The sequence below is a fragment of the Archangium sp. genome, from assembly GCF_036388035.1.
In the GTDB taxonomy this organism is placed as follows: domain Bacteria; phylum Myxococcota; class Myxococcia; order Myxococcales; family Myxococcaceae; genus Archangium.
This window is the reverse complement of record NZ_DASVSO010000083.1, coordinates 1-12,134: the sequence shown is the minus strand read 5'-3', so window position 1 is coordinate 12,134 and position 12,134 is coordinate 1. Positions and strand designations below refer to the sequence as shown.

Below are 12,134 nucleotides of genomic sequence, written 5' to 3'. Positions count from 1 at the left end.
CGTGCGCTGGGCCCTCTTCCGCTTCGCCGTCCGGGCCGCGGGCCGTGGCGCGCTGCCGCTGCTGCAGCAGATGGCCGCGCAGGATCCCCGCTTCCTGCAGGACTACCAGAACTTCCAGCGACTCTACGCCGAGGGCACGGTGGACTTCTCCCGCATCTGGATGGGCGTGGAGGAGCGTCACAGCTGCCTCATGGAAGAGGGAGCACCGCACTGATGAGCCCCCTCCCTTCTGAAGGAAAGATTCGCATGACCCGCTCTTCCACCTGGCGCGCGGCGCTGCTCGCGACCGCCACCTGCCTGCTGCCGGCCGCGGCGGGGGCGCAGCAGGGCAGCGCGCTGCCGCTGCAGCAGACGACGTGCTCCCTCGGCGGCATGATGCAGGAGCTGCGCGGGGCCCTGAAGACGGGCTCGCCGGCCTACCGCCGGTACGCGCTGGAGCAGTTGAAGATGGCCGCCAAGGCCATGCCGCCCGAGGAGCTGCTCGCGGCGGTGGAGCAGGAGCGCGAGCCCGACGTGCTGGAGGCGCTGGGCAAGGCGCTGGCTTCCAAGGCGAGCTTCGCCGAGGACCCCACCCTGGTGCAGCCGCTGCTGCAACGGGCGCAGGGAGACGCCGACCCGAACCTGCGGGCCGCGGCGGTGAAGGGGCTGCGCGCCACCGGCTCGGTGGACCTGATGGCCAAGAACGGCAACGTGGTGACGTACGAGCAGCTCATCCGCGACACCTCGCCCGCGGTGCGCGAGGCGGTGGTGGGCAACCTCCTGGACGAGAACGCCAAGGTGTACTTCGGCCATGACAAGGCTGTGTCCGAGACGGCGGTGAACACCGCGCTGGCCTCGTCCGACCCGGAGCTGGCCGCGAAGCTGCTGCGCGAGGTGTCCATGGAGCAGGTGGGCTCCGAGACGGTGCGCAAGCTCACCGGCCAGCTGCGCGCGGAGAACCCCACCCTGCGCGCCGCCTCCGCCACGGCGCTCGGCGGGGTGCCGGGACCTGAGTCCGCCGGGGCCACCGGCTCCCTCGTCGAGCTCTACCGCAACGAGAAGGACCCCGCCGTGCGCAAGGCCGCCCTCGAGGGGCTGGTGCGCCTGGGCATGTCCGGCGCCAGGCCCACGCTCCAGTCGCTGCGCGGCGTGGCGCCCGCGATGGATCCGGAGATCGACGCCTGGCTGAGCGCGCTCAACCTCAACCTGCAGGAGTGGAGCCTGCTGCTCCGAGAGAAGCAGCGCATCCGCAAGTAGCGCGGCCCCGCTCCAACAGCCTCAAGGCAGTACCCCCATGCAGTGCAACCCAACCCCCCAGGAGGCAGTATGAACGTGAAGAACATGATGTACGCCGCCGCCGCGCTCGTCGCGGGCTTCGCCGGTGTGGCGTCCGCCGCCACCGCCAAGGGCGCCATCTGCGACACCGCGGCCCGCGTGGGCTCGACGACGTACTACTCGTGCTCGGGCAGCAGCCACACCGCGCTCGACATGAGCAACGGCACGTGCAGCGAGTGGAACCACCGCGCCATGCTGGCCGGCAGCTTCTACTACCGCTACTACGGCGGCTGTGCGAACAACTGCAGCGGCGGCACCACGTGCAACGGCGGCGCGGGCAACTACTACGTCGTCACCGGCGCCAACGGCTGGGACTTCCGCCAGCTCCACATCAACTCCAACGCCAGCTCCAGCACCAAGACGTGCGACGGCTGCGCGCTGGGCCTCGTGGGCTCCACCGGTAACTCCACGGGCGCGCACGTGCACTCCGACAACCGCTCGTACGGCACCCGCACGTCCGCCTGGTACGTGAACGCGGGCACCACCTGCGGCTCCAGCGCCTACTGCGGCAACGTGGTCGGCTACCCCTCGCTGTAATCGTCTCACCTGCCCCGCTCTCCTGGTTGACGAGCGGGGCAGTTCCCCACCGGCCCGTGGCTCGCCCTCTCGAGGGCTCGAGGCCCGGCCGTGCGCCCGCCAGACAAGCGAGCAACCCCCTGCTCCACGCCCGCTCCCGTTGTGCCCGCTCGCTCCGGCTCCCCACCTTGTGTCCAAAGGAGCCGTCGGAGCCCGGCGGCAAGGAGCCAATGGCCATGCACAAGTGGACGTGGAGTCTGACGGCGGTGGCCCTGCTCGGTCTCGCCCCCGGCTGCACCAAGGGCGGCAACGAGAGCGCGCAGGACAAGGGCGTGGCGTCGGTGGAGCGCGGCCGCATGGGCGAGAATGACCGCGTCGCCGAGCAGAGCCCCGAGGTCCTCGGCGGCGAGGACCTGGCGGACCAGGAAATCTACGGGACGGTGACGGGCGTGGCCGGCAACAGCGTCACGGTGCAGGACAAGGGCGGCACCACCATGACGCTCGCGCTGGACGCGGACACCCGCTTCGTCAGCCGGGGCCAGCAGGCGGACCGGGGCCAGCTCCAGGAGGGCTCGCAGGTGCGCGCCTCCTATGACGAGCTGAACGGCCAGTACGAGGCCACCACGGTGGAGCTCTTCCCGAAGGCCTCGAGCCCCCAGCGGAAGTGAGTCGCCTGGATTCACGCCGGGCGGGCGGCATACCGGGGCCCCGCCGCTCGTCCCGTCTCCATTCGCGGGGGGAGCGCTGGCGCCGCTTCCCGGCGTCCTTACGCTTGGAGAGAACCCTCAACGCGGACTGGACACCGGAGGCACGCCAATGCACCACACACGAGAGATTCCCCGGGACGGGTGGGCCGATTACCTCACCCTCGTGAGCACCGTCGAGCGCGACCACTGGGTGCGCGTCGAGGCCGCGGCCCCGGACCTCGGGGAGCAGACGGTGGCCGGGCGTCTACCGCTGGTGGACATCTCGCTCGCGGAGAAGGGCAGTGCGGAGGGCGTCATCGAGGTGACGGTGGGGCGTCCGGGCGAGGAGATCACCCACCGGATTCTCGAGCCGGCGCACCTCTACGCCGCGGAGAGCGACAGCGGGGAGATCGAGTGCATCGACATCCAGGGCTCGGACCAGATGAAGACGCTCATCTTCTTCGAGCCCATGTCGCTGCCCGAGGAGGTGATGATGCCGGAGGCGATGATGCCGGGCATGTGAGGGCCCACGCAGCGGAAAAACGAAGAGGCCGGAGACGCCCCCCCTCCGCAAGGAGGAGTGCATCCCCGGCCCCTGTCAGCTCAAGCGAGCGGACGGATTACGGGTACAGCGCCTTCACGCCGGTCTTGTCCATGGTGGTCAGCACGAGGTCGCCCGTCTGGCTGCCGTTGCACTGGGGGTAGTGCATGACGGAGTACGAGTCGTAGCTGGTCAGGCCGCGCCAGGCGGAGTCCTCGTAGCAGCCGGTGCTGGTGAGGCGGGTGTGCTCGTGGCGGAAGCCGAGCACGTGGCCCAGCTCGTGACGGAGCACGCCGGTGAGGGTCCAGGGCGCGATGCTGCCGAAGGCGCTGGTGCTGATGAGCACGTTGCGGCCCGAGCGGCTGGAGTTCGGGAAGAAGGCGCGGGCCAGGAAGCTCGTGTCGCTCGTCTGGCGCACGTCGAAGAGCACGCCCGTCTGCGTCGCGGTGCAGTTGGAGTCGTAGCTGCTGGAGTGCACGAAGTTGACGCCCAGGGTGGCGGCCTCCCACGCCGCGGCCGCGCTGTTCATCGCGCTCACGACGGTGCTGTAGCGGGTGCCGAAGGAGGAGGAGCTCACGCAGTAGGTGAGGTTACGGGCCTGGGTGCTGCTCCACTTGATGTCGGCGCCGCTGTAGTACACGGCCAGGCCGCCCTCGGTGCTGCCCACGTCGCCGTTGGCGACGAAGTTGTCATAGTACGCGCGCAGCCCCTCGACGCCCTCGACGGCCTCGTCGCCGTTGACGACGAACACGTCGCCCTCGGACGGGATGGCCGAGGCCTGGAACTCCTCGAACGTCGGGATCTTCTGCTCGGCGGCCTCGGGGCCACCGCAACCAACCAGAGCAACGCCAGCCAGCAACGCCATGGAAAGCTTGCGCATGGGAGTTTCCTTTTCGGGGGACAGCAAGGTTTGGGGACGGGGTCGCCTGGGGGTACCAGCCTCGACCGCGCGCCGGGCCCTAGAGCAACCGGCGGGCCAAGAGCCCGGCTCCTCGGAAAATCAGGACTTAGCCGTCATAACGCGAAAGGCTGTGGAGCATGGATGCTCCAGCCAGCCCTGGTTTCCGCGTAAAGAGTCCTGACGTTTTCCGAACAAACCCTTGGGATTTCCGAGAGTTGTGCGCGCAGGATGCTCACCGTCCAACTCTCGGACGGTCCTGTGCCGCAATCGGACAGGGGCCTCACGCACCACAACGGCGGAGGACTCCCCACACGAGGAAACCCTGGAAGGACCGGGAAAGCGCCCTCCCCCGAGAGGAGAGGGTGTGCATCCCCGGCCCGGACGTCACCTGCGAGGGGCGCGGGGCCTACCCGTTGGCGGCCTCGGGCACCTTCTTCAGCGGCTGGGGCGGGGCGCTGGCGTCACCCTGGGCGAAGTAGATGCGCTCGAGCAGCTTGCGGTGGTGGATGAGGGGCTTGTCGTACTTGCCCAGGCGCATGCCCTTCATGGTGTAGGGCGTGTCGGCCACCAGGGGGATGAAGCGGGCGTCGTCGCGGACCTCGTACCAGGCCAGGGCGAGCGCGGCCCGGCGCACCACCGGCAGCAGCGGGCGCAGCCGCTCGTCCTGGAGCTGAACGAAGGAGAAGACATGCAGGCGCGTGGTACGCGCCGTCTCCGGCACGAAGAAGATGACGGCGCGGTTGAGGAAGGGGCGTGGCTGGCCGGAGGGGCTCGTCCAGGAGATGGTGTAGTCGGTGCGCACCGGGTCGAAGCGCGTCACCCAGCGGTTGTGGAAGACGTCGCCGTTGCGCAGCAGCAGCACCGGGATGAGGTACGAGGGCCGCTGGGGGGCGCTGTAGTGCACCTCGGTGCGGTCCTCGAAGTTGTGGGCCTCGTACTGGATGTCCTTCGTCTGGTCCCGGTTCCACCCCAGGCGGGTGTGGACGAAGGGCGTGTGCTCGTCCTCGCTGAAGTTGTCGAGCGCCACGTGCAGCGGCGCGTGGAAGAGCATGGAGAAGGCGCCGTTGAAGTCGTAGCCCGGGGGGGCGAAGTCGGGGAAGGCGGAGGCAGGCGCCTCGCGCGCGGCGAGCCAGAGGGAGTCGTAGCGCTCGACGAGCTGGAAGGCGCGCGCGTCGCACTTCTTGAGGTCGGGCTGGCTGGGGCTGCGGCCGTGGCCGTCGGCGTCGAAGCGCCAGCCGTGGTAGGGGCACTCGAGCTGGCCCTCGGGGGTGACGCGGCCGGCGGACAGCGGTGCGAAGCGGTGGGGGCAGGCGTCCGCGAGCGCGGCAGCGCGGCCCTGGCCATCGCGGAAGAGGACATAGGCGCGGCCGGCGAGCTCCACGCGCACCGGCTTCCCACGCAGCTTCCGCGCGGCCAGGACGGGGTGGAAGAAGCGGGTGACGTCGGGCATGGGCTCCATGACCCCGCACTATATGCGCCCCTCCGGGACTACCTCTGAAGGATGCTGGACGAAGCCCCCCCGCCTGCCCGCCACGCCTCGGGGAGCGTGTACATACTGTCCCCCTGCCCCGCCCCGAAGCGGCCGGGCGGAGGGTGGATGACGCAAGAGGCGCTGGAATCGCTGCTCCTGGCCATCTGGCCCCACGTGGCGGCGGTGTTCACGGTGCTGGCCAATGTCCTGGCCTCCGGACACGCGGTGCTGCGCAAGCGGGACGTGCGCGCCGCGGTGGCCTGGGTGGGGCTGGTGTGGCTGGTTCCCCTGGTGGGCGTGGTGCTGTACCTGGTGCTGGGCATCAACCGCATCCGCCGCCGCTCCCGCGCCCTGGCCCTGCGCCAGGAGCACGCCCAGTTCCCGCCCCAATCGGGTGTGCCTGCCTGCACCCCCGAGACGCTGACGACGGCGGTGCCTCCGGCCGCGCATCTCGCCCCGCTCGCCCGCCTGGTGGACGAGGTGATTCACCACCGCCCCCTGCTGCCAGGCAACCGGCTCGTCCCGCTGGAGGCGGGCGTGGGCGCCTACCCGGCCATGCTGGAGGCCATCGACGCGGCGCGCACCTCCATCTCGCTGTGCAGCTACATCTTCGACAACGACGAGGCGGGCGGGCGCTTCGTGGACGCGCTCGGGCGAGCGGTGAAGCGCGGGGTGCAGGTGCGCGTGCTCATCGACGCGCTGGGGGCGCGCTACCACTGGCCCCCCGTCACCGGTCGCCTGCGCCGCGCCGGGGTGCGCGTGGCGCGCTTCCTCCCCACCCTCTTCTTCCCCGCGCGCCTGCCCTTCATGAACCTGCGCAACCACCGCAAGCTGCTGGTGGTGGATGGGCGGGTGGGCTTCACCGGGGGGATGAACATCCGCGAGCACTTCCTGCCCGGCCACGGCGACGCGAAGGACCTGCACTTCCGGGTGGAGGGGCCGGTGGTGGGGCAGTTGCAGGAGACGTTCGCCGAGGACTGGGTCTTCACCACGAAGGAGCGCCTGAAGGGGGAGGCGTGGTTTCCGCCGCTGGAGCCCGCCGGGCCCGTGTTCGCCCGGGGGATTCCGGACGGCCCGGACGAGGACTTCGAGACGGTGCGCTGGACGCTGCTGGGAGCGCTGGCGTGCGCGCGCAGCACGGTGCGCATCGTCACGCCCTACTTCATCCCGGACCCGGCGCTCATCATGGCGCTCAACGTGGCGGCGCTGCGGGGCGTGCGGGTGGACGTGGTGCTGCCCGAGAAGCTCAACCTCCCGGTGGTGCAGTGGGCCTCCACCGCGCAGCTCTGGCAGGTGATGCGCCCCAACTGCCGCGTCTTCCTCACCGCGCCCCCCTTCGACCACACCAAGCTGATGGTGGTGGATGGCGCCTGGTCGCTGGTGGGCTCGGCCAACTGGGACCCGCGCTCGCTGCGGCTCAACTTCGAGTTCAACGTGGAGTGCTACGACCCGGAGCTCGCCACGCGCCTGGACGCCGTCATCGACGAGCGGCTCACGCGCGCCCGGCTCCTCACCCTGGAGGAGCTGAAGGGCCGCTCGCTCCCCATCCGCCTGAGGGATGGGGTGGCGCGGCTGCTCTCACCGTACCTGTAGGCGCCTCGGTCGTCGACGGGGCCTCAGGACGACTCGCGGCCGACGAGCGCGAGAATGGTGTCGCCGTAGCGCTCGGTGAGCTTGGGGCCCACGCCATGGATGCGCTCCAGCGCCGCGCCGTCCCGGGGGCGCGCGGTGGCGATGGCGCCGAGCACCGCATCGGTGAGGATGCGGAAGGCGGGCACCCGGCGCTTGCGGGCCTCGGCGAGCCGCCACGAGCGCAGGGCCTCCACCAGCTGGGGCGAGGCCGAGCCCACGCCGAGCGTCGCCCCACTGCGCCGGGAGCGATCCAGCGCCCGCGCGAGGGCCTCCCGGCCCCGAGGGGGCCGAGGCGCCGTCACCCGCTCCGCCATGTCGCCCTCGTACTCGACCTTGGACCAGGTGGAGGAGGCGGCGGCCTTGCCGCGTGAGGTCCGGCGCGAGCGGCCCTCCTTGGAGCCCTTGGTGCGCGAGCCCTTGGCCTTGGAGCCGCGGCGCTTCCGCGCGGGGGCCTCGTCCGGAGGCCGGGGCAGCTGCACCTGTCCCGGAGCGGGCTCGTGCGTGCGCCGGCCCTCGGGCGTGAGCGTCACGCGCTGGAAGGTGATGCTCTGGCCGTCCTTCTCGAAGGTGTCCTCGGACAGGCGCACGAGCCCGGCGCGCACGAGGCCTCCGAGCAGCCGCTCGAAGTCGCGACGGGGCAGCGCCTCGCCGAACAGCTCACGGTGGAGCCGGCCGGTGGCCTGGGCGTCGCGCTCATGGAGCGCCTCGAGGATGCGCGTGAGCGCCTGGGCCTCGGTGTCGGAGGGCTCGCCGAAGCGCAGGGTGGCACAGGCCTCGGGCGCGCAGACGTCGCACAGGCCGCACGCCGCTCCCGAGTCCTGCAAGTCACCAAAGTGCGACACCAGGTGCCGCATGCGGCAGCCGTGGGACTCGGCGTAGCGGGCCATGTGGTCGAGCTGCGACTGCTTGTGCTCGCGCTGCGCCGAGTACGAGGCCGCCCAGCCGGGCTTCCCACGGCGCACGGACTCGTCCGGCGACACCTCCACGCCGCCGTGAATCCACAGCTGCTCGAGCGCCTTGTCGAAGCCGTCCAACGCCACGCGCGAGCGGGCCGCGAGCGCCTCCTTGGGCTCCGGCTCCTCCCGGGCGGCCCGGTAGAGGCGCTCGAGGACGGAGGGCTCGGGGTAGTCGCGCTCGTGGAAGAACTCGTGCGTGCGCCGGTCGATGAAGGAGTGCAGCAGCACGGCGCGCGAGGGCTTTCCATCTCGGCCCGCGCGGCCCAGCTCCTGGTAGTAGCCCTCCAGGCTGGCCGGCAGCGCGGCGTGGACCACGGTGCGCACGTCCGCCTTGTCGATGCCCATGCCGAAGGCCGTCGTCGCGACGATGACCTCCAGCCGGCCCCCGAGGAACGCCGTCTGCACCGAGTCGCGCTCCGAGGCGCTCATGCCCGCGTGGTACATGCCGGTGGAGAAGTCCGCGCCGAGCTCCTCCGCGTACCGCTCCGCGTGCTTGCGCGTGGCGGCGTAGACGATGGCCGGGCGGTGCTCGGGCTCGGCGAGCAGCTCGCGGATGGCGTCCCCGCGCTGGCTCGGGTTGAGCTCGCGCACCTCGATGGCGATGTTGGTGCGCCGGAAGCCGTGGATGAAGGTGCGGGCGGGCTTGTCTCGCGGCCCCTGGAGCCCGAGCTGCTGGACGATGTCGTGCTGCACGTCCGGCGTCGCGGTGGCGGTGAGGGCGATGACGGGCGCGGGGCGCAGCATCGGCAGGCGGGTGCCGAGCAGCCGGTAGTCCGGACGGAAGTCATGTCCCCACTGCGAGATGCAGTGCGCCTCGTCCACGGCCACCAGCGAGGGCGTGCGCCGGGCCAGCATCTCGACGAAGCCCGGCACGCCCAGCCGCTCGGGGGCGATGAAGAGGAAGTCCAGCCGGCCCTCGAGGTAGTCCACGCACACCTGGCGCGACGTGGCCCTGTCCCGTCCCGAGTGGATGCGCTCCGCCGCCAGTCCGAGCGACTGCAGCCGCGCCACCTGGTCCTCCATGAGCGCGATGAGCGGGCTGATGACGAGCGTCGTGCCCGCCCGCGCGAGGCCGGGCAACTGGTAGCAGAGCGACTTGCCCGCGCCCGTGGGCATCACCAGCAGCAGGTCCTTGCCCTCGGTCGCCGTGCGGCACACCGCCTCCTGGTACGGCCGGAAGTCGGAGAAGCCGTAGACCTCCTTCAGCAGTCCGCGCAGGGCGTCCGGTGGCGTGGGCGCGCGGGGCTTGCGCTCGGGGCGGACGAGGTTCCCGAGGGGAAGCACCGCGTTCTTGCGCGACGACGTGGGGGCCGGCGTCAGCTCACTGGAAGCCCGGGGGCTCCGGGACCTGGAGGGACCCGCCCCCGGACCCGCGCCCGCGGGGAGCGCGGCCGTACGCGGGCCCGCCGGGAGCAGCGGCGTGGTGGGCGGCGGCATGGGAAGCGTGGGGGGCACCTTGCCCACGACCTCGATGACGTAGGCCTCGATGCCCCGGAGGAAGGAGTCCAGGTCTCCGCTGCCGCCCTCGATGCGCTGCAGCCAGGCCTCCCACTGCCCCGTCATCGCCGGGCTCTTCACGTCCGGATGCACCACCCGGATGAGCCCGATGCCCTTCTCCGTCGCCTCGAAGGCCTTGCCCCGCCGCGTGAGGTAGCCGCGGTCGAGCAGCGTCTCGATGATGGCCGCGCGCGTGGCGGGCGTCCCCAGCCCCGTCTCCCGCATCGCGTCCGCCAGCTCCTTGTCGTCCAACGCGCGCCCGGCCGTCTCCATCGCCGTGAGCAGGCTCGCGTCCGTGAGCCGGGACGGGGGCCGCGTCCGCTTCGTCACCGACTTCGCCTCGCGCACCGCGCGCGCCAGCCCCTTCGTCAGCCCCGGCGGCAGCTCCTGCTCGTCCTCGGGCTCCTCCGCCTCGCCCTCCCCCTCCTTCTTCTTCCCGGCGTCGCGGGGCTTCGGGGCGCGCTGCCCGCCTCCCACGTCCAGCACCTTCCAGCCCTCGCGCTCCACCATGGTGCCCGCGCTGTGGAAGCGGTCCACCGTGGGCGAGCCCTCCCCCACGGCGGGCGAGGTGACGGCGGTGATGACGGTCGTCACCAGCCAGACGAAGTCCTCGTGCCACGCCGCCAGCAGCCGGCGGCAGACGAGCTCGTAGATGCGCCGCTCGTCCTGGGAGAGCTTCGCGCCCTCCGGCGACATGGCCGTGGGGATGATGGCGTGGTGGTCCGTCACCTTCGCGTCGTCCACGAAGCGGCGCCCCAGCGGCTTCTGCCCGGTGCCGGGCGCGAGCAGCGCCTCCCAGGGCCCCCGGATGGCGCGCACCACCTCGGGCAGCGTCTCCGCCACCGACTGCGAGAGGTGCCGGCTGGCGGTGCGGGGGTAGCTCAACAGCTTGTGCTTCTCGTAGAGCGCCTGCGCCAGCTCCAGGGTGCGCTGGGCGCTGTAGCCATACAGGCGGTTGGCGTGGCGCTGCAGCTCCGTCAAATCGTAGAGCAGCGGCGCCGCCATCCGCTTCGTCTCGGCGGTGACGGACTCCACGGCCGCGCGGCCCGCCTTCACGCGCGCCACCACCGCCTTGGCCTCCTCGCCGTCCGCGGGCAGGCGCCGGGCCTCGCGCGCGTCCCACTCCTTCTCCTTGCCCGGCTCGGCGGGGCGGAACCAGGTGCCCTGGTAGCTGCCCTGGGGCCCCTGCGCGTCCGCCGGACCGAAGGTGGCGACAATCTCCAGGTACTCCTTGGGCACGAAGTCGCGGATGGCCAGCTCGCGCTCCACCACCATGGCCAGCGTGGGCGTCTGCACCCGCCCCACCGAGAGCGTGTCCCCGCCCGCCAGCGTGTAGAGGCGCGACAGGTTCATCCCCACCAGCCAGTCCGCCCGGCTGCGCCCCTTGGCCGCGTCCGCCAGCCCGTCGTAGTCGCGCCCCGGCTTGAGCGCGCGGAAGCCCTCGCGGATGGCGCTCTCCGTCAGCGAGCTCACCCACAGCCGCCGCACCGGCTTGCGGCACCCGGCGGCCTCGTAGATGTAGCGGAAGATGAGCTCGCCCTCTCGCCCGGCGTCCGTGGCGCACACCACGGCGTCCACCTCGGGCGCGGTCATCACCCGGCGCACCACCTGGAACTGGGAGGCCGTCTTGTCCTCCACCACCAGCGGCCAGTCGCGCGGCAGCATGGGCAGCAGCTCGCGCTGCCAGCGCTTCCACTCGGGCCGCATCTCGTGCGGCTGCGCCAGTCCCACCAGGTGCCCGATGGCCCACGTCACCACGTAGCCATTGCCCCGGTAACACCCCTCGCCCTGCTCGCGAGCCCCCAGCGCCCGCGCGATGTCGCGCGCCATGGAGGGCTTCTCCGCCACCACGGCCAGCACGCCCCGTCCTCCGTCACCCATGGTCATCCCTCATACCGCGTCCAACGGACACGACCATCCCCCCACATGCCGCCCCTACCTGCAAGGCCGTTCAGTGAAAGTGCCTGCTCGTGGAGCGAGCAAGCAAGCACCCCGGGTGGATTTCGAGGGTCGCCGCGAAACGCCTCCCGCCGCTCCGCATCCGCTTGGCGCACATATGCAAGCGGTTGGCGTCCGAGCGGAAAACTCCCGAGCAGGGATTGGCCATTATCCCCCGCGTCACCGAGGCGCTCACGAGCGTGCCGAGGGGGGGAGGAACCCATGCAGCTCAGGATCGAAAACGGGATGAAGGCGTCGCGTCATCAGGTCCACGGGAAGCGGGCGGGCGGGGAGATGGCCGGGCTGATCCTGCATGCGGGGGGGGAGCCGGACGCGTCGGTGACCCGGAACCTGGTCCGTCTGTCGAGGACGGCCGGGCAGTCCGGGCAAGAGGGGGGGAGCACGGTGGAGGTGCCACGGGTGGCGTACTTCGCGGGGGCGAAGCGCGCGCAGCTCGCGGTGCTGACGCAGTCCGGGGTGACGGCCGCCCTGCGCGAGGCACTCACGGGGGTGACCTGTCTCGCGTCCGTGCGGCCGGTGTCTCCGCGTCTGGCGGAGGCCTCGCTCGTGCTGGCCGGAGGTTGGAGCTTCAGCCCGGGCCGCCGTACCGGGAACCCGGCGCCGGAGTCGGCGCACAGCCACGACCTCGACGAGGTGGTGGACGAAGGTGGCATCTATAGCT

Annotated in this window: 8 protein-coding genes and 2 pseudogenes; 7 read left to right on the top strand and 3 right to left on the bottom strand. The window is 71.6% G+C overall.

Annotated features, from left to right (window positions below):
* The 5 genes and pseudogenes from VF697_RS03490 to VF697_RS03470 all read left to right on the top strand — a co-directional run.
* Nucleotides 1-214: pseudogene (locus tag VF697_RS03490) on the top strand (HEAT repeat domain-containing protein); the annotation flags it as partial.
* A 32-nt stretch (nt 215-246) separates the two neighbouring features.
* Nucleotides 247-1,236 carry a HEAT repeat domain-containing protein gene (locus tag VF697_RS03485; protein ID WP_331092037.1) on the top strand — a complete coding sequence of 330 codons (990 nt, stop codon included), beginning with the start codon at nt 247-249 and terminating at the stop codon, nt 1,234-1,236.
* 69 nt (nt 1,237-1,305) lie between these two features.
* Nucleotides 1,306-1,851: a peptidase M23 gene (locus VF697_RS03480; RefSeq protein ID WP_331092036.1), complete on the top strand. Its 546-nt coding sequence runs from the start codon at nt 1,306-1,308 to the stop codon at nt 1,849-1,851.
* Between the two features lie 215 nt (nt 1,852-2,066).
* Nucleotides 2,067-2,498: a DUF5666 domain-containing protein gene (locus VF697_RS03475; protein WP_331092035.1), complete on the top strand. Its 432-nt coding sequence runs from the start codon at nt 2,067-2,069 to the stop codon at nt 2,496-2,498.
* Nucleotides 2,499-2,646: 148 nt separating this feature from the next.
* A complete protein-coding gene (locus tag VF697_RS03470) occupies nt 2,647-3,039 on the top strand; it encodes a DUF5335 family protein (RefSeq protein ID WP_331092034.1) in 393 nt (130 codons plus the stop codon).
* A 97-nt stretch (nt 3,040-3,136) separates the two neighbouring features.
* Here the strand turns inward: VF697_RS03470 and VF697_RS03465 are convergent, their stop codons facing one another.
* Together VF697_RS03465 and VF697_RS03460 are read right to left on the bottom strand one after the other, a co-directional pair.
* Nucleotides 3,137-3,937: a M57 family metalloprotease gene (locus tag VF697_RS03465; protein WP_331092033.1), complete on the bottom strand. Its 801-nt coding sequence runs from the start codon at nt 3,935-3,937 to the stop codon at nt 3,137-3,139.
* A gap of 427 nt (nt 3,938-4,364) precedes the next feature.
* Nucleotides 4,365-5,408, bottom strand: a complete 1,044-nt coding sequence (locus VF697_RS03460) for a Rieske 2Fe-2S domain-containing protein (RefSeq protein WP_331092032.1) — start codon at nt 5,406-5,408, stop codon at nt 4,365-4,367.
* Between the two features lie 147 nt (nt 5,409-5,555).
* Between VF697_RS03460 and VF697_RS03455 the strand changes: the two genes are divergently transcribed.
* Nucleotides 5,556-7,022: a phospholipase D-like domain-containing protein gene (locus VF697_RS03455; RefSeq protein ID WP_331092031.1), complete on the top strand. Its 1,467-nt coding sequence runs from the start codon at nt 5,556-5,558 to the stop codon at nt 7,020-7,022.
* Nucleotides 7,023-7,045: 23 nt separating this feature from the next.
* Here VF697_RS03455 and VF697_RS03450 read toward each other — a convergent pair whose 3' ends face one another.
* Nucleotides 7,046-11,395, bottom strand: coding sequence for a DNA topoisomerase 3 (locus VF697_RS03450; RefSeq protein WP_331092030.1), 4,350 nt, complete (start codon nt 11,393-11,395; stop codon nt 7,046-7,048).
* Nucleotides 11,396-11,674: 279 nt separating this feature from the next.
* Between VF697_RS03450 and VF697_RS03445 the strand changes: the two are divergent.
* A pseudogene (locus VF697_RS03445) lies at nt 11,675-12,134 on the top strand (hypothetical protein); the annotation flags it as partial.